A 25,087-nucleotide genomic window follows, 5' to 3' on the forward strand; every position below is an offset into this window, starting at 1 on the left:
TGGAACATTATTGAATGATCATTAAGAATGAACAGATAGATTATATTTATTTTTAATAAATGATTTAAAGTGCCACTAATGTTGTTAGATGGCACTTTAGATTTAATTTATTATTCTATATATGCCCCAGCCATTAATGATTTAGCTCTTTCTGTATATTGTTTAAATACACCTTTTCGTTTGGAATAATCTGGCGGTGTCCATTTTTCTTTCCGTTTAGCAAATATTTCAGCAATTTCTTGTGCTGATTTGCTCTCGCCATTTATGCCAATGATATTGAGTTTTCTTGCATGCACATCAATTTCGACAATATCATTATCTTCAACAAGTGCGATTGGACCACCATCGGCAGCTTCTGGTGATACATGTCCTATGCATGGTCCATGTGTTGCCCCAGAAAAACGGCCATCAGTAACTAATGCTACACTGCCATTAAGTCGTTTATCAAAGACAATCGCATCAGTAGTCATTAACATTTCTGGGGCACCTGAACCTTTTGGTCCTTCATAACGAATGAAAATAACATCACCAGGATTAACTTTATTATTAATAATGGCCTCTTGAGCAGCTTCTTCAGAATTATAAACTTTGGCTGGTCCTGTATGTTTATGCATATCAGGACTACAAGCTGTATATTTTATAACTGCACCATCTGGAGCTATATTACCTTTTAAAACAGCGATAGATCCCATTTTTTCTTTGTTAGGATTTCGAATTAAATCATTTCGTTCTAATTTGTAATTATGCAAATACCCTAAATTACGGTCAAAGAAACCAGTTTGTTGCATCATTTCCAAATTATCACCTAAAGACTGCCCAGTAACTGTCATTACATCAAGATCGAGTAAATCCTTAATCATCCATTGAACCATTGGAATACCGCCGGCAAACCATAATAGTTCTGTTACGTATTTTCCACTTGGTTGTACATTGGTAAGGTATGGTACGGTATTATTGATGCGATCAAATACATCTGCGGTTAATTCAAATCCTGATGCATGTGCAATTGCTGGTAGGTGAATAAGCGCATTTGTACTACCACTGATAGCAGCGTGTACTTTAATGGCATTTTCAAATGCTGCTGGTGTGAGTATTTTACGTGATGTTATTCCTTCTTTGGCTAGATACATGGCATGATGTCCAGCAGATCTGGCCATCCTACGAATTTCGGACATTGTCGATGGTGCTAATGCACTTCCAGGTAATGCTAAGCCAAGTGCTTCTGACATACATTGCATTGTACTTGCGGTACCCATGAATTGACATGCTCCAGCGGTAGGGCAACCACACCTTTGTAAGGTTTGAATCTGTCTTATATCAATTTCACCTTTTTTATATTGTGCTGTGGCACCACCTAAATCAGATGTTGTCATATTAGGTGCCGGGCGCATTGAACCACCTGGCACATGAACTAATGGTATATCAAGTCGTGCTGCTGCAATTAAGTGAGCAGGTACTGATTTATCACAGCTAGAAATAAGTACGGCTGCATCATATGGTATGACAGAGCCATGGATTTCAACCATATTAGCAATCGCTTCCCTTGAGGCTAATATATAATTCATGCCATCATGACCTTGTCCCCAGCCATCACAAATATCTGTAACATGACTACGTACTGAACGACCGCCTCGTTCATGCACGCCAAGAACAACTTCATAACCTAAACTATCAAGATGATAACTACCAGGGTGACTTTCGCCAAAACAGTCATCAATCAGGACTTGAGGTTTTTCCGTATCTTCAACGGTATAATTCATTCCCATTCGTAATGCATCTAATTGTGACCATAGATCCCTGGCAAATTTACATTTTTGTTGCATAATATCCTCCAATGCATTTTTAAATTTTATTATTTTGTTGGTTTTGCTGTTATTGCTGGTAAAGTGAACAATAAAATGATTGCAATGATTAATGCGCCAACCAAGGTATATAATCCTGCATTTTTACTTACTGTAACGGTTAATAAACCAACAAGGTACGGTCCAATAAATCCTCCTAAATTGCCTAGAGCATTGATTGTTCCTCGGACGCCACCTAAAACATTTGATGGGAATAATAATGGTGGTAAAGTCCAAAATGGCCCTGCGTATGCTTGTAGGAAAAAGCCACATAGAACCATCATTCCATATGCAAGCCATGTGTTATTTTCTAATAATATTGATAAAGTTAAACAGATAGCGAAACCAATCATTGGAATTGCGGTATATAATCTACGATTCATGGTTTGGTCACATAATTTAGCAATATAATATTGCCCAAAAATGCAAAGAATGTATGGTGCTGCAGTTAAAAGGCCGACAATAGACATACCACTTCCAGTTAATTGTTTAATTAACATTGGCATCCAAAGTGCAAAACCATAGAAACCAATTTGGAAGAAGAAATAGATAGCAACAAGTTTCCATAAGTTGATACTGCTTAATACTGTTTTTACACTCGCTTTATCATCTAATTTTATAAGTGCTTTATCTTCTTCAAACTGTTGATTTAACCAATTTAATTCTCTTTGATCGAGCCATTTAGCTTGATGAGGGTAGTCAGAAACGAGAGGCATCCAAACGAAGAGTAATGCTAAAGATATAATTCCTTCAATTATAAACATTTCTCTCCATCCCCAAGCTTCAATTAACCAGCCAGATAGAGGACCTGTAATAATAGAAGCAGCAGCTAAATTCATTTGGAAAAATGCAATTGCTCTCGCTCTTTCATGGTTAGGGAACCAATGACCAATGAGTGCTAAAATAGCTGGATAAACGCCACCTTCAGCGACACCGAGGATAAAGCGTATAATAAGTAGTTGAATAGGATCTCGAACAAACCCTGTGATGGCAGCAAAGCCCCCCCAAACAACAATTGTCCATGCAATAAATTTTTTAGCGCTATAGCGTTCAGCAATTTGACCGCCAGGTATTTGTAAAAAGATATAACCAATAAAAAATATCCCTGCGACGAGCCCAGCAAAGGATGCGGTCATGCCCAAATCTTTATTCATTCCTCCGGCAATACCAATAGCTATATTGGTTCTGTCCATATATGCCACTATATAGACAAGAATAGTGGCCGGAATTATATGTTTCCAACGACCTTTGGGAATTGTTTTATCTTCAATATTATTCATATGGATGTCTCCAATTATTTATTTTTAATAGGTATTTGAGCTGACTTTAAAACTTGAAGTAATAAGTCTTTTTTATGTTTTGGTAGCTTTTCTACTGGAGCTAAAACTTCCGTCGAAATATCGACGCCAGAAAGTTTTATTGCTTGTTTGATTACGCCAAAGAAAGGTGATTCAATGGCATAGACAGGCATTAATTTTGCAAGTTGACGTTGTAATTTGAATGCTTTTTCATAATCTTTTTTAATGAAAGCTTTATAAATTCCTTTAGTAATTTTTGGTGCAAAATTAAAGGTTGCAGGAATACCACCGTGGCCGCCAAGAATAAGGGTGTCTAACATATATTCATCAAAGCCACTGAAAATGATAAAATCTGGACGGAAGGCGTGAACTCTGTTGATGACTTCTCGGGTATGGCTGATATTATCAATAGTATCTTTCAAACCAATAATATTTGGCAAATCCTTTGCCAGTCTTGTAATAACATCAATACCTATATCTTGACCGGTTAATGCCGGAAAATTGTAAAGTAGTACAGGGATATCGATATTTTCAGCAACAGTTTTATAATGGTTATAAATCGCATCACTATTTAATAAAGCATAATAAGGATTAACAACTAAAACTGCATCAGCACCAATTTGGGCTGCATGTTTGCCATATTGAATCGTCTCAGCAGTGCTTGGGCTTGATATGCCAAGCATAACTGGAATACGTTTATTGATATAATTTACTGCGAATTCAGCAACTTCATATCGCAACTTAGGCGGCATATGGCAGAACTCACCACCACTACCTAGAATCAAAACACCATCAGCTTCGTTATCGATTAGATGATCTAATAATTTGCCCATTCCTTTTTTATCTAGTTCCCCTTTTTTATTAACGATAGTAGGGACTGGAGGGAATATACCTTTAAATTTTTCTAAATTCATTTTTTCTCCTTGTTCATAATGCGGAACATTATTTCTTACACGGGAACAGATTATTGGTAAAAAAATTTAGAATTGCAATGTATTAATTCAAAAGAAAATTAATTTTGTGATCATCCTCTCATTGTCGAAAATATTTTTTTTGGTAATTAATTTTTTCCGTATAATGAAATTTAGTTCTTTTTGTGGGAATTTTTGAATATTATTAATTAAGAGGTAAATATGATTTATTACATTCCGCCGGTTAATTTATTAGGTAAAGGATGCTTATCTGAGTTAGGTGTACCAGTTAAAAAACTTAATTGTCAGAAAGCATTTGTTGTTAGTGATAAGTTTTTAGTGGGCAATGGTACTGTAGATAGAGTAGTAGATATCTTAGCAAAAGAGGGCATTGAATCGGTTATTTTTTACGATGTAAAACCGAATCCAACCGTTGCTAATGTTGAAAATGCACTAAAATTATGTCAAGAATCTAACTGTGATTTTATTGTCTCTATTGGTGGTGGATCACCTCAGGACTGTGGTAAAGCAGTTGCTGTGTTAGCGACAAATGGCGGTAAAATTACTGACTATGAAGGGATGCATAAAAGTAAACATAAATGCTTACCAATTGTGGCAATAGCAACAACAGCCGGTACCTCTGCTGAGGTGACGATCAACTATGTTATTACCGATGAAAGTAGACATGTAAAAATGATTATGGTTGATCCGAATACATTGGCGTCAATAACGGTTAGTGATCCTGATTTAATGATCTCAAAACCAGCCAATTTAACTGCGGCAACAGGTATGGATGCATTAACTCATGCTATTGAAGCTGTAGTAGCTAAAGGCGCGATGGATGTTACTGATTCAACCGCATTATATGCGATTGGTCAAACCTTTAAATATTTAGCTCGAGCGGTTAAAAATGGTAACGATATCGAAGCAAGAGAACAGATGAGTTATGCCTGTTTTTTAAATGGGATTGCATTTAGTAATGCCGGTCTGGGTAATGTTCATGCTATGGCTCATCAACTAGGTGGTCTTTATGATTTACCTCATGGGGTATGTAATGCAATGTTATTATCGGTAGTTGAAGAAGAAAATGCTAAACATGCGCCAGAAAAATTTAGAGTTATCGCAGAAACAATCGGATTAGAGACTAAAAATAAAACGGATCAAGAGTGTGTTGATTATGTGATAAAACGAATTAAAGATTTGGCACAAGAGGTAGGTATTCCTAAATCTTTAAAAGAAATTGGTGTTGATAATCCAGATTTTGAATTATTGGCTGAAAATTCGATGAAAGATGCTTGTGCCGGAGCAAATCCAGTATTTTTTGATAAACAAAAATTGATTGAGTTATTTAAGAAAATAGCTTAACAGCTAATTTATCCAATGAGTTAAAATAATATTGAATCATAGTGATTCAATATTATTTAAAACTTATCCGTCAATTTTTGGCATGCATCACGTACTAATTGTGAATATTTATCAATTTTATCCACAGGTAGTTGAAAAAGAACACCCGAAATACTAATAGCGGCGATGGGTTCGTTATTTTTATTGAAGATTGGTGCAGCGATACAATGAACACCTTGAACATCTTCCTGATTATCATAAGCCCAACCTTGAGACCTAATTTTTGCAAGCTCTTTTTTTAACTGTTTCTTGCTGGTTATTGTTGTGTCGGTATATTTGATTAATTTATCTTCGGGAATAAGTTGATCAATTTTTTCGTCTGGTAACCAAGCTATTAATGCTTTACCAATACCAGAGCTATGTAAAGGCAATTTTTTACCAATCCAAGTACGAATACCAATAGCCTGATCATTTTCAATTTTAGCAATGTAAACAGAATAAAGACCGTCAAGAACACCTAAATGGCAGGTCAAGTTGGTTTTATCTCGCAGTTTAATCATTAACGGTTCGGCTATTTTAGTGATATCAAACTGTTCTAAGGATTTATCTCCCCATTCATGTAATTTTAACCCAAGATAATACTTATTTTGATCTTGTCGCAAAATACCATGCATAACTAAGGCATTTAATAGTGTTGATGTACTGCTTTTAGGTAAATTGAGATCCTGAAATATTTGACTAAAAGTAGCCCCTCGGTGATTATCTAAATAATCACAAATACGGACAATTTTATCTAATGCTGGTACAAGTGTCTGAATATTTGGCATGAAATATCCTAATATAATAATGTAAGAAATATATTTATTTTATTGATACTAATTGTTTAGAAAAACATTTTTTGAACGGTTTAGTGTATTAAGTGTCTTATCTTTAACATTATATTCAAGTTACTTGATAAGGAAAAGAAAATAACTTTTATTATTTTCCTGTTTAGTGTATTTAAATCGATAAATCCTTATCTTGCATCATGTTAGGCATAGTTATATTATGAGTAGCAATGCTATATTATTTAAGGAATGAGTTATGTTAAAATCAATAGATCCAACCTCTACATCTTCTTGGAAATCCCTTCAAACTAGTTATCAAAAACATCATAATAAAACTATAGCCGAAATATTAAAAGACGAGCCCAAGCGCGTCGAAAAACTGAGTATTCCGTTTGAGGATGAGTTTTTGGTTGATCTTTCAAAAAACCGTTTAACGCAAGAAACATTAGAAATTCTTTATCAGCTTGTGGATGAGTGTGATTTAGGTGGCGCAATTAAAGCGATGTATAGTGGTGAAAAAATTAATCGCACAGAAGATCGAGCCGTGTTACATGTTGCACTTCGTAATGTATCTAATACTCCAATTTATGTTGATGGCAAAAATGTTATGGATGATGTCAATGCAGTGCTTGCTAAAATGGAGTCCTTTAGTAAAAAAGTGATTAGCGGTGAATGGAAAGGTTATACCGGTAAGGCTATCACCGATGTAGTTAATATCGGCATTGGTGGTTCAGATTTAGGACCTCACATGATTACTGAAGCGCTTCGACCTTATAAAAATCATTTAACGATGCACTTTGTATCTAATGTTGATGGTACTCATATTGTAGAAGCGTTAAAAGATCTTAATCCAGAAACAACACTCTTTTTAGTTGCGTCGAAAACTTTTACAACTCAAGAAACGATGACTAATGCTCAAACTGCCCGTCAATGGTTACTTGATGCAGCTAAAGATGATAAAGCAGTAGCACTGCATTTTGTTGCATTATCAACTAATACTAAAGAAGTGGAAAAGTTTGGTATTGATACTGCTAATATGTTTGAATTTTGGGATTGGGTTGGTGGTCGCTATTCGTCTTGGTCGGCAATTGGTTTATCAATCGTTCTTTCCATTGGCTTTGAAAACTTTAAACAGTTTTTAGCAGGTGGCCATGCAATGGATAAACACTTCCAAACAGCGCCGGTTGAGAAAAATATTCCAACATTACTTGCGTTAATTGGTCTTTGGTACAATAACTTCTGTGGCTCAGAAACTGAAGCAATTTTACCTTATGATCAATATATGCATCGTTTTGCTGCTTATTTCCAACAAGGTAATATGGAATCAAATGGTAAAAGCGTTGATCGTAATGGTAATAAAACGACTTATACTACTGGACCTATTATTTGGGGTGAGCCTGGTACTAATGGCCAACATGCCTTTTATCAATTGATTCATCAAGGTACTAAACTGATTCCTTGTGATTTTATTGCACCAGCAATTAGCCATAATCCGGTTGGAGATCATCATCCTAAATTACTTTCAAATTTCTTTGCACAAACTGAAGCTCTAGCTTTTGGTAAAACCGAACAACAGGTAGAACAAGAATTCCTTGCGGCTGGTAAAAGCCTTGATGAAGTTAAATCTATTATTCCTTTTAAAGTTTTTGCTGGTAATAAGCCAACCAACTCTATTTTAGTCAAAAAAATCACACCTTATGCATTAGGTGCATTAGTTGCTATGTATGAACACAAAATCTTCACGCAAGGTGTTATTCTTAATATCTTTAGTTTTGATCAATGGGGGGTTGAACTCGGTAAACAGCTAGCTGGTCGTATTTTACCTGAATTAGCCGATGATAAACCTGTAAGTTCTCATGATGATTCAACTAACAACTTAATCAATCAATACAAGAAATGGCGTTAGAGCGGGTTCTACCGTAGATAGAAAAAACCTTCAGTTTTAACTGAAGGTTTTTTTATAGATGATTATTTTTTAACACGCATAATTGGCGTTTTACCTGCTTCAACAGAACCAGTTAGTTTGGTTAGTTCAACTACTGTTTCCATATTTGAAATTACAACAGGAGTTAAAACTGATTTGGCTTTACTTTCAAGTAAAGGTAGATCAATTTCAATGATGGTATCGCCAATTTTAACTTGTTGTCCTTCTTCAGCAACACGAGTAAAACCTTCACCTTTTAGTTCAACGGTATCTATACCAAAATGAACAAAAAGTTCAATACCTTCATCTGACTCAATCGCAAAAGCATGATTAGTTTCAAAAATTTTGCCAATTTTACCATTTAATGGTGCGACAATTTTGTTGCCAGATGGTTTAATTGCAACACCATCACCAACGATTTTTTCAGCAAATACAACATCAGGCACATCTTCGATTTTAACGATCTCTCCACTAAGAGGTGCAATAATTTCAATGCTATTTTTGTTATCGTCAGAGACAAACTGTTTTATTTTATCAAATAGACCCATTATGGCCTCCTAACAAATTTGCTTTTCAGCAGTATATTTTTCAATTAAATCAGTTATTTCTTTAGCGGTTGCTTTTTCTAGTGCAGTTTCAGCAAATTTTTTCGCTTCTTCGTAATTGGTATTACGAATTAATTTTTTGATTTTAGGAATTGATACAGCACTCATACTAAACTCATCAAGTCCCATACCTAATAATAGGATAGTTGCTCTTTCATCACCTGCAAGTTCACCACACATTCCTGTCCATTTGCCTTCTTTATGAGAAGCATCAATGACATTTTTAATTAATGTTAACACTGATGGAGAAAACGGATTATAAAGATGTGAGATAAGCTCATTACCACGGTCAACAGCAAGTGTATATTGGGTTAAATCGTTAGTACCAATACTGAAGAAGTCAACTTCTTTAGCTAAGTGACGAGCAATAACTGCTGCTGCAGGTGTTTCGATCATAACACCAATTTCAATTTCTTTATCAAACGCTTTACCTTCGGCGGTTAATTGTTCTTTAAGAATATTGATTTCAGATTTTAAGATACGAATTTCTTCAACTGAAATAATCATTGGGAACATGATACGTAATTTACCAAAGGCTGAAGCACGTAGAATTGCGCGTAATTGTGCATGTAATATCTCTTTACGATCTAAACAGATACGGATTGCACGCCAACCTAAGAATGGGTTTTCTTCTTTTGGTAAATGCATATAAGGTACATCTTTGTCACCACCAATATCCATAGTACGAACAATAATTGATAAGCCATTAGTTGATTCGGCAACTTCTTTATATGCTTTGAATTGTTCTTCTTCATTAGGATACGCATCACGATCCATAAATAAGAACTCAGTACGATAAAGGCCAACACCTTCATAGCCATTGCGATCCGCACCGGCAATATCACGTACCGTACCGATATTGGCACAAATTTCCACTTGGTGGCCATCAAGAGTTACCGCAGGTAAATCTTTTAATTTTGCTAATTCTTCTTTGTCAGCAATATATTTTATTTGAACTTGTTTTAATTTTTCTTCAGTTGTGTGATCAGGATTAATATAGATTGCATTGTTAATCGCATCTAAAATAACAAAATCACCTTGTTTGATTGCTTGTGTTGCATTAGATGTACCAACAATTGCTGGAATTTCTAATGAACGAGCCATGATTGAGGTATGTGACGTACGGCCACCTGCATCAGTGATAAAGCCTAATACCATATCTAAATTTAATTGTGCAGTTTCTGATGGTGTTAAATCAGTTGCAACTAGGATACATGGTTGGCTAATAGCACTTAAATCAACAATTTCAATACCGAGAATGTTTTTCAATAGACGTTTGCCAATATCACGGATATCTGCAGCACGTTCTTTTAAATATTCGTCATCTAAGTTTTCTAACTCTTTTGCTTGCGTTTCAAATACAGATTGAACGGCAGCATCAGCACTTGAGTGTTTACTTTGGATACGAGAGATAACTTCTTGTTCAAGATCTTCATCTTCAAGAAGCATTATGTGACCTTCAAAAATGGCAGCTTTATCTTCACCTAATGTGGTCTTTGCTCTCTCCATAATAGCATTTAGCTGTTCGCTTGATTTTTGACGCGCTTCTTTAAAGCGCTCGATTTCAGCGTCAATTTTGTTATCAAGAATTTGCCTATTATTAATTACAATAGGTTCTTCTTTTAATAATAGCGCTTTTGCAAAAGCGATACCTGGGGAAACAAGTATACCTGATACCATAACATTTAATCCTTATTCAATATTAAAACCGTTCAATAATAATTGGGAGTATTATTCCAATTCAGGAATTAATTTTACTAAATGAGTTACTGCTTCTTTTTCATCTTCACCTTCGGCTGAAATAGTAATCGTTGTGCCTTGAGTTAAGCCTAATGTTTGTAATTTGAATAAGCTTTTAGCGCTAGCACTTTTTCCGTTTGAGGTGACAGTAATTTCAGCATTAAAGTTTTTTGCTTCTTTTACAAATTGCGCAGCAGGGCGAGTATGAAGGCCATTCGATGCAGTAATGGTTACATCTTGTTTGTACATAATTATTTTACTCCCAAAAATATGTTTTTTCAGACGACAATATAAATAAAAACAGCGTGAAAGGCTAGTAAGATTTCACTGTTCTTTAACAATTCGTCTAATTTTGATGGTGATAAATCAACCAAGTTAGCCGATATTATTGTTAATATCGGTAAATTCGAGTGATTTTATCACGACATTTTTTAAATTCTACCTGCCCGTGAATTCCTCGTTTGATATTTTCAAACACAACTTCTTCACTACCATCAAGTTGTGAAGCTCGGATCTCTTCGTGGCAAAAAGATTCAAATTTTTCAAGCTCTTGTTCGCTGTTGCCTAAATGATAATTTTTAGGTAAATCTTGGCTAGTTATAGAGGTATTTGTTTGATTCTGTACATTAAGAACAATCACGCCTTTATTGGGCACCCATGAACTACATGCAGTTAATGACATAACAAAGAATAAAAATAGCGAGGGCAATGCTACGATCAATCTAAAAATGTTCAAAATATTTCCTTTATAAAGCACAATAACCTGTTTATTATTTATAGCTAGGCATAAATTATATACTATTAATCCGTGAAAGTGCAGGGGTGTGTTTTCACGGTATTTAAGACTAAGGTGGATTTAATGACTAATAGCAATAATTACAATGAGCTTAATCGCCAACTTATCCAAAATAAAATCGGCATGACAGCGGCTGAACTACATGGTTTTTTATCAGGTATTTTAGCAGGAGGTAATCATGATGAAAGCTGGAAAATTTTAACTAAGGATATGTTAAATGATGGGCAAAGCATTGCTGAACCTTTAAACAAAGAAATTGAAAAATTATATCATTCAACTAAACAACAACTTATTGATGAAGATTTTGAATTTCAATTGTTACTCGGCGATCAAGATCTATTTACTCAGATTGATGATTTAGTCGGATGGGTTAATCATTTTTTATTAGGAATTGGTTTGGTTCAACCTAAAATTAATCGTGTTAAAGGTGATGTTGGTGAGGCAATATACGACCTGAGACAAATCGTTAAATTGGGTTATGATGAAAATGAAGATCAGCAAGAGTTAGGCTTTGCATTTGAAGAAATTAAAGAATACGTTCGGATTACGGCGATGCTTTGTTTTGATGAATTTAACGAATCTGATATAACCCCAACTATTCATTAATATTAGTATCATTGATTTTTAAGGTGCAAGTTATGGTAGATATGCATAGCAAAACAGAACTTTTAGCGCGACGAAATAAATTATTGGCACAAATGGAGCCAAATAGCATCGCTTTGTTTTTTGCTTCACCAGAGGTTACGCGAAGCAATGATACTCACTATCCTTATCGGCAAGATAGTGATTTTTGGTATTTTACTTTTTTTGCTGAGCCAGAAGCTCTATTGGCAGTGATAAAGGAGTCTGATAATCAAGCTCGTTACGTATTATTTAACCGTAAAAAGGATCCTTTAGCGGAAACATGGACCGGATATCGATTAGGTCAGCAGGCAGCATTAGAAAAAATTTGCGTAGATGAAGCTTATCTTTTTGATGATATTAATAATCTTTTGCCAAATTTATTGAATGGTAAAAAGGTTATTTATCATGCTGACCAGTTATACGAATATGCTGATGAAATAGTTAAAACAACATTACATAATTTAAGGCAAGGTGTTCGCAACAAATTTGTTGTCCCAAATATAATGATTGATTGGCGACCTATTGTTCATGAAATGCGTATGTTTAAATCGGATTTCGAAATGGCTATATTGCGCCAAGCTTGTGAAATAAGTGCTAAGGCACATATTCGCGCAATGCAAAAGTGTCAGCCTAGTTTGTATGAATATCAGTTAGAAGCGGAAATTTTACATGAATTTGCTTGGTATGGTGCTCGTTCGCCATCTTATAACACTATTGTTGGTGGGGGAAATAATGGTTGTATATTGCATTATGAAAATAATAGCGACCAATTGAAAGATGGCGATTTAGTCTTAATTGATGCTGGTTGTGAATATCAGTATTATGCTGGGGATATCACCCGTACATTTCCTATAAACGGTAAATTTAATCAGTCACAACGTGAAATATATGACATTGTGTTAACGGCACAATACGCGGCAATCAAATTATTACAACCAGGTACTTCAATATCAATAGTAAACCAACAAATTATTCGAATTATGGTTGAAGGTTTAGTTAAACTTGGCATTATGCAGGGCGATATCGAGACGTTAATTGCAAATAAAGCTTACATGACATTTTATATGCATGGTTTAGGACATTGGTTAGGTATTGATGTGCATGATGTCGGTAGCGATCGTGATCGCATCCTTGCTCCAGGCATGGTGTTAACGGTTGAACCAGGGCTCTATATTAATCAAGAAGCCGATGTTCCTGAACGTTATAAAAGCATTGGCATCCGTATAGAGGATAATATTTTAATTACTGATTCAGGCAATGAAGTTTTAACCGCAATGGTGCCTAAAGATCCTCAACAAATTGAACAATTAATGCAAATCAATCAATAGACTTATGATCAAGTAAAGTGCTAATCAATAATTTAAGATTAGCGCCATTAAGTTTTATTTCAAATAAATACTATTGAATGATAGTTATGGATTGATAAATGTCAGTTTAGTTATTACCTAAACTAATTGAACTATCGCGATTAAAGATAATCTTCATTTTGATATTTTTACCAGCAATTGGTTTGTATTTCCATGTTTTCATTGCCGTGATCACTGCGCGATTAAAAATATTATTGGGTTGAGCTTCAATAATTCTAATATTTTCAACACGTCCTTCACTATTTACATCAAACATGACAATAACATGACCTTCTAAGCGCATGTCTAGTGCTCTTCTTGGATATTCTGGGCGATTTCGGCTAATCGGTGTTGGATTACCCGAATATTGCTGATTATCAGAAATTTTAGGTGCTACTGACGTTTTGGCAGTATTATCACTAATTGCTTCTTGTCTAACTTGTTGCCGAGAGGCTTTTTGTGTTGGTGGTTTTTTCTTTTTTGGTTTCGGTTTTGGTTCTGGTTTTACTATTGTTGGTTTATCAGGTTCAACAGTAGGTTTTTCGGGTTCTTTTTCCGGTGTAGGATCAGGTGTTTCTTCTTTAACGATTTCAGGCTCAACAACAGGTTCAACGGGTTGTTCTTCAATAGGTTTATTATCTATGATTTCACTGTTTTCTGCGCCTTGAATATCAGGTGTATTTTCAACTAATGATTGTTCAGGGGCTGCTAATTGAGTAAGATCAACCATTACGGCTTTAATTGAATCATCACCTTCATCAACCATGATGTTATTTGCAAACAACGCTGAGCTAAATAATAATCCTAATAAAAGTAGATGTGATATCACAGCAACAGATACAAATACATATATATAATTATCCTGTTGCTTGTTAGCAATAGGTGATTGTGGCTCTTTTTCTGTATTGATATCTATATCAAAATTGATCTTCATAGCAGTAATAATTTATCCCTTAGGGCGTGTATTCTAAATGAAAATGCTTATCATTTGTAGCATTTTTTTAAATATGATTTATCAATAACTTGTTGCATAAAAATATTTATCAGATAATAGTAAGTAAATATCTCTCATTTGTAGCGGTTAGACTGATGAATAATCCATCGATAAAACAGATACTCGATCTAGTTCAAGAAGATTTAGTGAAGGTTAATCAGGCAATACAAGCAGAGCTTAGCTCTGATGTTGTATTAATCAATCAATTAGGCAATTACATTATTAGTAGTGGCGGTAAACGTATTCGTCCAATTATTGCGCTACTCATTGCTAAAGCACTGAATTATCAGGGTGATAAACATATTATAACGGCTGCTTTTATTGAATTTATTCATACTGCAACCTTATTGCATGATGATGTTGTTGATGAGTCAGATTTACGCCGAGGCAAATCAACAGCTAATGCATTATTTGGTAATGCTGCTAGTGTTTTGGTCGGTGATTATATTTATACTCGTTCTTTTCAAATGATGGTTCGTACCGAATCATTTAAAGTATTACAAATTATGTCTGAGGCCACGAATGTTATCGCAGAAGGTGAAGTCCAACAACTACTTAATTGTAATGATCCAGATATTACTAAAGAACAGTATCTACAAGTCATATATCGTAAAACAGCAAGACTATTTGAAGCGACTTCTCATTCCGCTGCTGTCCTTGCTGAAGCAACCCCAGAACAAGAATTTGCCTTACAAGAATATGGAAAATATTTAGGAACTGCTTTTCAAATTATTGATGACTTATTAGATTATAGTGCCGATAGTAATCAAAAATTGGGTAAAAATTTAGGTGATGATCTTAATGAGGGTAAACCGACATTACCACTACTACATGCAATGCATCATGCTAATGCACAGGATGCGGCTTTAATCCGGCAAGCAATTGAACAAGGAAATGGCCGTCATTTATTGGATCATGTTTTAGCGGTGATGAAGTCATGCGGATCGCTTGAATTTACTTTAGAAACAGCCCAGCAAGAGGCAAATAAAGCGTTTAATGTGATTTCAATTTTACCAGATTCTCCTTATAAAAAAGCACTACAAGATCTGGCCTTGTTATCAGTAAAAAGGGAAAACTGACAGTGATGTTTATTTGATGATTTTAAATACATTAGTTATACAATTTGTTTAATTAACATTGTTTTTTACCATTGATGGTGAATATTTCAAGTTGAATTTTATTATGTTATGCAAATAGGTTGTGCCCTTTTTATAACAATCCCATTGTTCAAATAAGGTTATTATCATGTTCAAAAGGTCTTGGCCGGTTTTTTTAATTTTCGTATCGATGATTTCTGTGCAATCAAGCGCTTCATTTGCTAAATATTTATTCCCAGTACTTGGTCCAGAAGCAATGACTGCTTGGCGTTTATTTTTTTCCGCTATTTTATTGGTCATAATCTTTAAACCTTGGCGTAAAACGATTTCTAAACCAGCAATTAAATATATTATTTTATATGGTATTGCCATGGGATGCATGAATTTATCTTTTTATAATGCTATCTCTCGTATTCCTTTAGGTATTGCTGTCGCAATTGAATTGACGGGGCCAATTATGGTCGCTATGTTTTCCGGTCGACGATTAAGCGATTTTATTTGGTTAGCTATTGCCATAATTGGATTAGTTATGTTGTTGCCTATTCATCAAGCAGCCAGTGATTTAGATCCGATAGGTCTTTTACTTGCTTTAGGTGCTGGAGGCTGTTGGGCGGGTTATATTCTTTTTGGTCGTAAGGCAGGCGAAATATATGGTGCACCAAGTGTTGCACTCGGCTCGATTGTTGCTTCAGTATTACTCTTTCCTATTGGGGTATGGCAAAGTGGTAGCACAATGTTTTCCTTGGACATTTTACCATTAGCTTTCATGGTTTCACTGTTAGCATCAGCGATTCCTTATGGTCTTGATATGGTCGCATTACCCCGTTTACCAGCCCAAACTTTTAGTACCTTAATGAGTTTGTCGCCAGTATTTGCGGCATTTTCGGGATTAATTGTTTTACATGAACAGTTAACACATTACCAGTGGTTAGCTATTATGTTTATTATTGTTTCTTCGATTGGTACGGTATTAACTATGCATCGACCAAGTAAAATTAAAGCACTAAATCGAGAAGATTGAGTGTATTGAATTACTATCGCGCTCAAACACGCGATAGTAATTAAGAGAAAGAGAAGTATAGTGAACGTTTATCGAGGCGGAAAACCCATGCCTCCGCCCATTAAGCCTTTCATTTGACGCATCATCTTCATCATGCCGCCACCCTTCATTTTTTTCATCATTTTTTGCATATCTTCAAACTGTTTAAGTAGTTTGTTAACATCTTGTACTTGTGTTCCGGATCCATTTGCAATACGGCGTTTGCGTGATCCTTTGATGATTTCAGGATTTGCTCGCTCTTTTAAAGTCATAGAGCCAATTATTGCTTCCATCTTGATGGTGATTTTGTCATCCATTTGCGCTTTAATATGATCTGGTAGTTGTCCTACACCAGGTAATTTAGCCAGCATGGCCCCCATTCCACCCATATTACGCATCTGTTTAAGCTGATCTTGGAAATCATTAAAGTCAAATTTATCGCCTTTTTTTAACTTTTTAGCGATTTTTTCCGCTTTTTCACGATCAACATTACTCTGTAATTCTTCAATTAAAGAGAGAACATCTCCCATGCCTAAAATGCGCGAAGCGATACGGTCAGGGTAAAAAGGCTCTAATGCATCCGTTTTTTCTCCCATCCCTAAAAACTTAATTGGTTTGCCAGTGATATGGCGGATTGATAATGCTGCACCACCACGAGCATCACCATCAACTTTAGTTAAAATGACACCGGTTAGTGGTAAGGCATCATTAAATGCTTTAGCTGTATTGGCGGCATCTTGTCCGGTCATTGCATCGACAACAAATAGTGTTTCAATTGGATTGATTGCATCATGTAGTGCTTTGATTTCATCCATCATGTCGCTATCAACATGCAATCGACCAGCGGTATCGACAATCAGTACATCAAAAAATTGTAATTTCGCATGTGAAATTGCTTTATTAACAATATCAACTGGTTTTTGATTGATATCTGATGGGAAGAACTCGACATCAATTGCTTTAGCAAGTGTTTCTAATTGTTTTATCGCTGCGGGTCGATAAACATCGGCAGAAACAACTAATACTTTCTTTTTTTGTTTTTCTTTTAAGAATTTTGCTAGTTTTGCAACGCTAGTTGTTTTACCTGCACCTTGTAAACCAGCCATTAGCATTACCGCTGGAGGCTGAGTAGCTAAGTTAAGTGAACTATTAACTTCACCCATTGCTGCAGTCAGTTCAGCTTGAACGATTTTAATAAACTCTTGGCCTGGGGTTAGTGTTTTATTTACGTCTAAACCGACGGCTTTTTGTTTAACTTGGTTAATAAATTCCCGTACTACAGGTAGGGCAACATCAGCTTCAAGTAATGCCATTCTGACATCACGTAGCGCATCTTTGATATTATCTTCAGACAGACGTCCACGACCACTAATATTGCGGAATGTCTGTGATAAACGGTCAGTTAAATTCTCAAACATACTAACTCTCAACAAATTAAAAAAATTATCACCTATCATATCAGAAAATTTGCAGAAGTCCCATGATCATAAATTTGTTATGGCTTGACACAAAATTGTGTTCCTGTTGAAATGAGAGTCATAATAAATGAAAGGAGAAAGTTATCTATGGTGAAAGTAGTTAATACCGATAAAGCCCCTGCAGCTATTGGTCCTTATGTACAAGGTGTCGATTTGGGTAATATGTTATTTGCATCAGGTCAAATCCCAATTAATCCAGCAACGGGTGAGATGCCAACTTGCGTGAAAGAACAAGCTAAGCAAAGTTTAGCTAATGTTAAAGCAATTATTACTGAGGCGGGTTATCAAGTTAAAAATATCGTTAAAACAACTATTTTTTTAGCTGATATGAATGATTTTGCTGATGTTAATAGTGTCTATGAAGAATTTTTTACCGAAAATCAAGCAAGCTTTCCAGCTCGTTCTTGTGTGCAAGTAGCTCGAATTCCGAAAGATGCTAAAGTTGAAATAGAAGTTATTGCTGTTAAATAAGTTTGCCAAAATCATTAGCACCAATAGGTGCTAATGAAGCAAAAAAGTTGAGGGAAGTTTTTTCGCGGCTTTTCTTGCTAAATTTTCCTATTTTTTGGTCATCAGTTATGATGTTTTTCTATCTGTATCTGGCTGTTTAAAAGTCGATTTTATTCGCCTAAAATTATTTATATTTAAACTGTTATTTAGTGATTGATTGCTAATTGAGTTGGTGCAATAATCTACAATTATACATTGCTATTTATTGGTTAATTAGGTTGGAAAAATGTTTGAAAAAGTAGAGTCGTATGCTGGTGACCCAATTTTGTCATTAGTCGCAGAATTTAATAATGATAGCCGTCAGGATAAGACCAATTTAAGTATTGGATATTATTATGATGAAAACAGTGAGGTTCCGCAGTTATCATGTGTTAAAACGGCTCGTGATTATATTTATCAACATCAACAAGGCGCACAACTTTATTTGCCAATGAGTGGTTTACCTAGTTATTGCCAAGCGATCCAATCACTGCTTTTTGGTGAAGATAATCCTGCTATTCAAGCTAAACGTATTGCAACTATTCAAACGTTAGGTGGGTCAGGTGCCCTGAAAGTTGGTGCTGATTTTCTTTATCACTATTTTCCGAATTCTCAAGTATGGGTGAGTGATCCAACTTGGGAAAATCATATTGCTATTTTTAGTGGTGCAGGCTTTAAAGTAAATAAATATCCTTATTTTGACCCAACAACTTGTGGTGTAAAATTTGACGCTATGCTTGATACATTAAATAGCTTACCGGCTAAAAGTATCGTGCTATTACATCCTTGTTGTCATAATCCTACTGGTGTCGATTTAACACAGCCGCAGTGGGATAAAGTAATTGAAGTTTTACAAAATCGTGATCTTATCCCATTTATGGATATTGCTTATCAAGGTTTTGGTGAAAGTATCGAAAATGATAGTTATGCAATCAAAAAAGTCGCTGAGAAAGGATTATGTGGTTTGATCAGTAATTCTTTTTCTAAAACTTTTTCACTGTATGGAGAACGGGTAGGTGGATTATCCGTATTATGTGATGATAGCCAAGCAGCAAATTGTGTATTTGGTCAGTTACAAGCAACAGTTCGTCGTAACTATTCCAGCCCAGCTGCGTATGGAGCGCAATTGGTCTCATATGTATTAAATAATACGGAACTTAAAGCTTTATGGCTTAATGAAGTTCAAACCATGCGCAACCGTATTGTAACCATGCGTTCAACCTTAGTCGATTTATTAAAAACAGCAGCACCGGCACAAAATTTTGATTATTTGGTTAAACAAAGAGGTATGTTTAGCTATACAGGTTTTTCTAAAGAGCAAGTCACACAGCTAAAAGATGATTTCGCCGTTTATTTGGTGGGCAGCGGAAGAATGTGTGTGGCGGGATTAAATCACCATAATATACATCGTGTAGCAGAAGCATTTGCCACAATAAAATCATAATGTGACTAACTAGAGGAGAATCACATGTTACGTAAAGTATTTATTTTAATAGTAAGTATTGCGATGACAACAATGGTAGTTGGTTGTAACACGTTTAAAGGTGTCGGTAAAGATGTTCAATCTGGCGGTAAAGCAATTACGAATACGGCTGAAAATGTTAGTGAAAAGATGTAAATAGTGGCTGGAGTTACTTATAAATATTTTATAAGTAAACAATAAATGATGTATCGTGTTTTTAATATTTTCTTTATATTTTTACTTGTAGGGTGTAGTTCGTTAAATTTTCGAACTGCACCTTTAACAATGGAAAATTGCCAGTATCAAAATCGTTCAGGTATTGAATTCAAGTTAAACCAACTTGAAAGCAATGTTTCAACATATCCCCATATTTACCTTTCTCAAAGTCGAGCTAGTCGTCATTTAACAACTAACTATGTTGGTTTAAAAGGCAAATTAACTGGTCAAATTTTTGTACGAGATTATCCGAAAGAGACATTTTGGCGAAGTCCTAATATATTTGAACGAGCATCAATGTATGATGACGGTTATGATGATTTGTATATTAGTCGTAAACAGAAGGAATCTCGTGATCGTAAAGCAAAATTTGTAGTAAAAGAAGCGGTATTAGAAAACTGTCAGATTATCTATATTTCCATTGATTCTTTAGCTAAAGATAGAGATAATCCTTCATTAATCGAATCTGCGGATTTATCTATTATTAAATAAGGATATTTATATGACTGATAACTTACCCCTTAGAGGATTAGGTGGCTGGCTTATTGTTGTTGCAATAAGATTAATTTTGAGTTGTATCAGTAATATATTTTTGATTATTTATATAAGCATTATCTTTATAAGATTGGCTAATTTTACTAATTCAAATTCCATTTTTTATAGTGAAAATCTTAACTGGATTTATCCATTAGAAATTGGCATGAATTTGATTCTTATTTTTTTTAATATCTACTTACTTTATCTTTTTTTCACTAAAAATTATAAATTTCCATCTTTGATGATTTGTTTTGAACTGTTAGTTATTGGATTGATGCTTTTAGATCAGTTTATTACTCATCAATTTACCACATTTAAAATTGAAAGCCGTGATTTGTTTAATATAGCCAAAAACATTATTTTGAGCGTTATTTGTATTTCTTATATGTTAAAATCTGAAAGAGTTTATAACACGTTTGTTAATGGGCGTCGTAGAGTGGAAAGTAATAACAATATTATTAGTTAATATATTTTTAAGGAACTAAAATGTCATCAAATTTTGAACCATCTTTAAAGGGAAAAGTTAAGAAAGCCGTAATTCCAGTCGCAGGCCTTGGCACGAGAATGTTGCCTGCAACCAAAGCGATTCCTAAAGAGATGTTACCCGTGGTGGATAAACCACTTATACAATATGTTGTTAAAGAGTGTATTGCGGCAGGAATAACTGAAATTATTTTTGTTACACATTCTTCTAAAAATTCGATTGAAAACCATTTTGATACTAGCTTCGAGCTTGAAGCTATGTTAGAAGCGCGAGTTAAACGTCAACTCTTGCAAGAAGTGCAAGCAATACTACCAAAACATGTTACTATCACAAGTGTTCGCCAAGGTTTAGCCAAAGGGCTTGGTCATGCGGTACTTTGTGCTTATCCTTTAGTTGGTGATGAACCTTTTGCTGTTGTGTTACCGGATGTGATTATCGATGAGTATGAAAGTGATCTTACTCAAGATAATTTAGCGGCGATGATTCATAATTATCATGAGACTAAACATAGCCAAATCATGGTTGAGCCGGTACCAAAAGAACTTGTTTCATCTTATGGTATTGTTGACTGCCGTGGTGAAGAGTTATCTGCAGGTAATGTAACACAAATGTATAGTGTAGTTGAAAAACCGTCAATTGAAGAAGCACCATCTAATCAATCAGTGGTAGGTCGTTATGTATTGTCAGAAAAAATTTGGCCTTTATTAGCCAAAACACCATTAGGTGCTGGTGGTGAAATTCAATTAACTGACGCAATTGCGATGTTACTTGCAGAAGATCCTGTTGATGCGTATTGCATTAAAGGCCGAAGCCATGATTGTGGTAATAAATTAGGTTATGTCCAAACTTTTGTACAATATGCAATGCGTCATAAAAGTTTAGGCGATGATGTTAAAGCGTGGTTAAAAACGATTTAATTTTTTGTCTAATCAACTGATATAAAAAAGACGCCAATTGGCGTCTTTTTGCTATTTGTTTAGAATACATCGAAAGTGTAATTTTTATCATTAAACTTCTGACTGCTCATTATCTAAGGTCACGTTAGGATCGTTATAGATATCCATATTCATTAATCCAACTTCATGATCGGTTGCAATTGCTGCTGTCATTGCACCAGATACATTGGCTAAGGTTCTGGCCATATCAATGATTGGATCAACGGCTAGCACCATACCGATTAAAGGGAAGTATTCTGCCATTCCCATGCCTGATAGTACAACGGTTGCTGCAACAGTTGCAGTACCTGGGATACCGGCGATACCAATCGAACCGATAACGACCACAATTACTAGCATAATATAAAATTGGATATCAGTATTAATGCCCACCATATGGGCAACCATTACGGCAAGCAGTGCAGGGAAAAATCCAGCACAACCATTCATTCCCATTGTACTACCCAATGATCCTACTAGATTAGCAGTACCGGTATTTACTCCCATTCTGACGGTCAATGTTGATATTGTCATAGGTAATGTACCGACTGATGAACGGCTGGTAAAAGCCAGTAACCATGTACCAAGTGCTTTTTTAATAAATGTGATTGGTGAAATACCATGTACCATCACAATCAAGATATGTACTGCAAGCATTAATATGGTAGCAAGGTAAATTGCTAATACAAAGCTTGATACTTCGACTATTGCAGGAATACCATTGGAAATAATGGTGCGAGCAAGTAAGGCAATTACTGCATAAGGCATATATTTGATGACCGTCATGGCAATTGACATGATAATTTTATAAAGTGCTTCAATAAAAGTTTTAAACAGGGCAATAGGTTGAGGATTCTTTTTTTCCATGCGATTAGCTGCAAGTCCCATTAATGCCGAAAAGATGACTAAACCAACAATATTCTCTTTTACCATGGAAGCAATGATGTTACTAGGGATAAGATTGACGAATGTATCAATGATATTGGTATATTGTTTTGCAACAGCGGTTTTGGCTGAGGTTGAACTTAGTTCACCTAATGATAATACATTAGCCAAGATAATCCCAATAATACAAGCAATGGCTGTAGTGAATAGTAGCCAAAAAATACCTCTGAATGCGATTTGTGGTAAATTTTCTTTACCAGAAAAATCAATAATCACTTTTACAATTGAGACGAAAATCAGAGGAATAACTAGCATGCGAATAAAGGCTATAAAGGCTCGTCCGAATAAACCATACCATGTTGCGATTTCTTGCATCCAAATTGTTGAGCTATTTGGAAAACCTGCAGCGGCTTGAATACCTAAACCCAGTACGGCACCAAGTACTAAGCCAACTAGCATACGAATAGAAAAATTAACTTTTTTGGTTTGCAGTGGTCGCATTATCGCAAAAAAGCAAAACATCAATAAGCCAATGCCTATTAAGGTTTGATAATGGGTGATAGATAAGAACTTTTCAAAAAAAGTCCCCTGAAAAATGGCATCTGACATGGTTTACCCCCAGCTTTTGGATAAAATTGAATTAATTATGTAATGATCTATTGTGGTAGGATTAATAAATTATTAACCCTACCACATATTTTTAATGTTAATAACTTAACATATTGTAAATAATTAATATGTTTTAATACTATTTAGCTATACCACCGGCTATATTTAAAATATCCCATGGTCTTGAAAAAGGAGGTGCATATAAAAAGTCCATCATGGCTAATTCATCAATTTTCATATTGGCCCAAATGGCTGTGGCTAAACTATTCGTTCTTAATGCAGCACCGTTCCCTCCCGCTATTTGGCCACCTAATAAAATACGAGTTTCGGCGTGATAAATGAGTTTAGCGATTACGCCAGTTTGCCCTTCAACATAGTTACTGTGATTTTTATCTTTAACGATTACTGTCTTGTAAGGGATCCCTGCTTTGATTGTTTGTGATTCTGTTAGACCTGTTCGTCCGGCTTCAATATCAAAGACTTTCAATGCTGATGTACCAAGTGTGCCTGGGAATTGGTTATTTCCACCAGCTAAATTGTCACCAACTGTTTTACCTAATTTGTTGGCACCAGTAGCTAGTGGTATATAAGTCATTGATTGACTAACTCGATGATATAGTGCGACACAATCACCAGCAGCATAAACACCTGCAATATTTGTTTGGCCATAATTATCAATAATAATTGCATCATTATTAAGTGTTTCAATATCCAGATCTTTATATACTTCACTATTAGGTTTTACCCCTGTAGCTATAATGACAATATCTGCTGCATATTTAGCTTTATCTGTAATAACGTGGGTAACTGTCTGTACACCTTCAAAACCTTGTACTCGTTCTTGTAGATGTAAATCACAATGTTGTTTTAAGTTTTCTTCAATAATCTCGGTAAGTTCCGGATCAAAGGCATCGACCAATACTCTATCATCTAATTGAATTAATTTTACATTTTTGTTTAATTCCACTAAAGATTCGGTTACTTCAAGTCCTATGTAACCAGCACCAATAACTACAACATTGGTATTTTGTGGATTAGCCAAGGCGCTTTTTATTGCCAGACCATCATATATATCACGTAAAGTGAAAATATTTTCCAGTTGGCGATTTTCTAAAGGCGGAATTATTGGTACTGCTCCAACCGCAATAAGTAATTTGTCATAATCATCATCAAAACAGTTATTGGTATTAAGATCTTTGACTGTAATTTTTTTTAATTTTGCATCAATAGCAATAACTTTATGTAACGTCTTGATTTCAATCCCATCTTTTGCAAATTGATTTGGTGTTCTAGATATCATTTCATTTTCATCTTGAAAATGATTGCCAATAAAGTAAGGTAATCCACAAGCACCAAATGAAACAATATCTGATTTTTCATAAATGCGAATGGTTGCATTAGGATCCTTTCTTTTGGCTTTTGCTGCGGCACTGGCACCAGCAGCTTGAGCGCCAATGATGATTATTTTCATCGAGTGTTCTCCTTTGAGCGCAAATAACTTTTAACTATCATCGTAACACAGGTTAATCACACTAGTTAGATTAGTTGGTTATTTAGCTTTAATATTAATCAATTTAAAGTTGTGTTGATAAGATTTGATTCCTGT

General features: G+C 35.1%; 24 protein-coding genes. 12 read left to right on the forward strand and 12 right to left on the reverse strand.

Annotation, left to right across the window (positions count from 1 at the left end; genetic code table 11):
- Nucleotides 1-110 precede the first annotated feature (110 nt).
- The 3 genes from ilvD to H3T54_RS09810 are packed head-to-tail and all read right to left on the reverse strand — an operon-like array spanning nt 111 to nt 4,053.
- Nucleotides 111-1,823: a dihydroxy-acid dehydratase gene (gene ilvD / locus H3T54_RS09800; RefSeq protein ID WP_110448587.1), complete on the reverse strand. Its 1,713-nt coding sequence runs from the start codon at nt 1,821-1,823 to the stop codon at nt 111-113.
- A 29-nt stretch (nt 1,824-1,852) separates the two neighbouring features.
- Entirely contained in the window at nt 1,853-3,121 is a 1,269-nt protein-coding gene (locus tag H3T54_RS09805) for an MFS transporter (protein ID WP_110448586.1), read from the reverse strand.
- 14 nt (nt 3,122-3,135) lie between these two features.
- Nucleotides 3,136-4,053 carry a dihydrodipicolinate synthase family protein gene (locus H3T54_RS09810; protein ID WP_110448585.1) on the reverse strand — a complete coding sequence of 306 codons (918 nt, stop codon included), beginning with the start codon at nt 4,051-4,053 and terminating at the stop codon, nt 3,136-3,138.
- Between the two features lie 219 nt (nt 4,054-4,272).
- On the opposite strand from H3T54_RS09810, the gene H3T54_RS09815 reads away from it, so the two are divergent.
- Nucleotides 4,273-5,415 (forward strand): iron-containing alcohol dehydrogenase, encoded by a 1,143-nt coding sequence (locus H3T54_RS09815; protein ID WP_110448584.1) that lies wholly within the window; start codon nt 4,273-4,275, stop codon nt 5,413-5,415.
- 56 nt (nt 5,416-5,471) lie between these two features.
- On the opposite strand, the gene H3T54_RS09820 is transcribed toward H3T54_RS09815, so the two are convergent.
- Nucleotides 5,472-6,221 carry an IclR family transcriptional regulator gene (locus H3T54_RS09820; RefSeq protein ID WP_086362760.1) on the reverse strand — a complete coding sequence of 250 codons (750 nt, stop codon included), beginning with the start codon at nt 6,219-6,221 and terminating at the stop codon, nt 5,472-5,474.
- Between the two features lie 256 nt (nt 6,222-6,477).
- On the opposite strand from H3T54_RS09820, the gene pgi reads away from it, so the two are divergent.
- Entirely contained in the window at nt 6,478-8,127 is a 1,650-nt protein-coding gene (gene pgi / locus H3T54_RS09825) for a glucose-6-phosphate isomerase (RefSeq protein WP_198222329.1), read from the forward strand.
- Nucleotides 8,128-8,189: 62 nt separating this feature from the next.
- On the opposite strand, the gene crr is transcribed toward pgi, so the two are convergent.
- The 4 genes from crr to H3T54_RS09845 form a co-directional block, all read right to left on the reverse strand.
- On the reverse strand, nt 8,190-8,693 hold the full coding sequence (gene crr / locus H3T54_RS09830) for a PTS glucose transporter subunit IIA (protein WP_065614627.1): 504 nt from the start codon (nt 8,691-8,693) through the stop codon (nt 8,190-8,192).
- Nucleotides 8,694-8,702: 9 nt separating this feature from the next.
- Nucleotides 8,703-10,430: a phosphoenolpyruvate-protein phosphotransferase PtsI gene (gene ptsI / locus H3T54_RS09835; protein ID WP_198222327.1), complete on the reverse strand. Its 1,728-nt coding sequence runs from the start codon at nt 10,428-10,430 to the stop codon at nt 8,703-8,705.
- 51 nt (nt 10,431-10,481) lie between these two features.
- Nucleotides 10,482-10,739 carry a phosphocarrier protein Hpr gene (gene ptsH, locus H3T54_RS09840; protein WP_034901724.1) on the reverse strand — a complete coding sequence of 86 codons (258 nt, stop codon included), beginning with the start codon at nt 10,737-10,739 and terminating at the stop codon, nt 10,482-10,484.
- 142 nt (nt 10,740-10,881) lie between these two features.
- Entirely contained in the window at nt 10,882-11,226 is a 345-nt protein-coding gene (locus tag H3T54_RS09845) for a hypothetical protein (RefSeq protein WP_034901722.1), read from the reverse strand.
- Between the two features lie 123 nt (nt 11,227-11,349).
- Here H3T54_RS09845 and H3T54_RS09850 point away from each other — a divergent pair, with 123 nt between their 5' ends.
- Nucleotides 11,350-11,892, forward strand: coding sequence for a UPF0149 family protein (locus tag H3T54_RS09850; RefSeq protein WP_086362765.1), 543 nt, complete (start codon nt 11,350-11,352; stop codon nt 11,890-11,892).
- A 32-nt stretch (nt 11,893-11,924) separates the two neighbouring features.
- Nucleotides 11,925-13,238, forward strand: coding sequence for a Xaa-Pro aminopeptidase (gene pepP / locus H3T54_RS09855; protein WP_232351569.1), 1,314 nt, complete (start codon nt 11,925-11,927; stop codon nt 13,236-13,238).
- 106 nt (nt 13,239-13,344) lie between these two features.
- Here the strand turns inward: pepP and H3T54_RS09860 are convergent, their stop codons facing one another.
- Complete coding sequence (locus H3T54_RS09860; protein ID WP_110448581.1) at nt 13,345-14,190, reverse strand: TonB family protein; 846 nt, start codon at nt 14,188-14,190, stop codon at nt 13,345-13,347.
- Between the two features lie 155 nt (nt 14,191-14,345).
- Here H3T54_RS09860 and ispB point away from each other — a divergent pair, with 155 nt between their 5' ends.
- Together ispB and H3T54_RS09870 are read left to right on the forward strand one after the other, a co-directional pair.
- Entirely contained in the window at nt 14,346-15,329 is a 984-nt protein-coding gene (gene ispB, locus H3T54_RS09865) for an octaprenyl diphosphate synthase (RefSeq protein WP_110448580.1), read from the forward strand.
- 166 nt (nt 15,330-15,495) lie between these two features.
- Complete coding sequence (locus H3T54_RS09870) at nt 15,496-16,368, forward strand: EamA family transporter (protein ID WP_198201755.1); 873 nt, start codon at nt 15,496-15,498, stop codon at nt 16,366-16,368.
- Nucleotides 16,369-16,436: 68 nt separating this feature from the next.
- Here the strand turns inward: H3T54_RS09870 and ffh are convergent, their stop codons facing one another.
- Entirely contained in the window at nt 16,437-17,804 is a 1,368-nt protein-coding gene (ffh, locus tag H3T54_RS09875; protein WP_065651701.1) for a signal recognition particle protein, read from the reverse strand.
- A 147-nt stretch (nt 17,805-17,951) separates the two neighbouring features.
- Between ffh and H3T54_RS09880 the strand changes: the two genes are divergently transcribed.
- The 6 genes from H3T54_RS09880 (at nt 17,952) to galU (ending at nt 21,969) form a co-directional block, all read left to right on the forward strand.
- Nucleotides 17,952-18,335, forward strand: a complete 384-nt coding sequence (locus H3T54_RS09880) for a RidA family protein (protein ID WP_110448577.1) — start codon at nt 17,952-17,954, stop codon at nt 18,333-18,335.
- 265 nt (nt 18,336-18,600) lie between these two features.
- Nucleotides 18,601-19,797 (forward strand): amino acid aminotransferase, encoded by a 1,197-nt coding sequence (locus H3T54_RS09885; protein WP_198201754.1) that lies wholly within the window; start codon nt 18,601-18,603, stop codon nt 19,795-19,797.
- A 24-nt stretch (nt 19,798-19,821) separates the two neighbouring features.
- Nucleotides 19,822-19,971, forward strand: a complete 150-nt coding sequence (locus H3T54_RS09890; protein WP_110448575.1) for an entericidin A/B family lipoprotein — start codon at nt 19,822-19,824, stop codon at nt 19,969-19,971.
- 45 nt (nt 19,972-20,016) lie between these two features.
- Complete coding sequence (locus H3T54_RS09895; protein WP_198222325.1) at nt 20,017-20,523, forward strand: hypothetical protein; 507 nt, start codon at nt 20,017-20,019, stop codon at nt 20,521-20,523.
- Between the two features lie 10 nt (nt 20,524-20,533).
- Nucleotides 20,534-21,034 (forward strand): DUF2569 domain-containing protein, encoded by a 501-nt coding sequence (locus H3T54_RS09900; protein WP_198201752.1) that lies wholly within the window; start codon nt 20,534-20,536, stop codon nt 21,032-21,034.
- Between the two features lie 20 nt (nt 21,035-21,054).
- Complete coding sequence (gene galU / locus H3T54_RS09905; protein ID WP_198201751.1) at nt 21,055-21,969, forward strand: UTP--glucose-1-phosphate uridylyltransferase GalU; 915 nt, start codon at nt 21,055-21,057, stop codon at nt 21,967-21,969.
- 90 nt (nt 21,970-22,059) lie between these two features.
- Here galU and H3T54_RS09910 read toward each other — a convergent pair whose 3' ends face one another.
- Both H3T54_RS09910 and H3T54_RS09915 read right to left on the reverse strand, forming a co-directional pair.
- Nucleotides 22,060-23,481, reverse strand: coding sequence for a cation:dicarboxylate symporter family transporter (locus H3T54_RS09910; protein WP_198222323.1), 1,422 nt, complete (start codon nt 23,479-23,481; stop codon nt 22,060-22,062).
- A gap of 139 nt (nt 23,482-23,620) precedes the next feature.
- Nucleotides 23,621-24,952: a CoA-disulfide reductase gene (locus H3T54_RS09915; RefSeq protein WP_198201749.1), complete on the reverse strand. Its 1,332-nt coding sequence runs from the start codon at nt 24,950-24,952 to the stop codon at nt 23,621-23,623.
- Nucleotides 24,953-25,087: the final 135 nt, after the last annotated feature.

Origin of the sequence: Gilliamella sp. B14384G10 (genome assembly GCF_016101685.1) — a bacterium.
GTDB classification, from domain to species: domain Bacteria; phylum Pseudomonadota; class Gammaproteobacteria; order Enterobacterales; family Orbaceae; genus Gilliamella; species Gilliamella apis_A.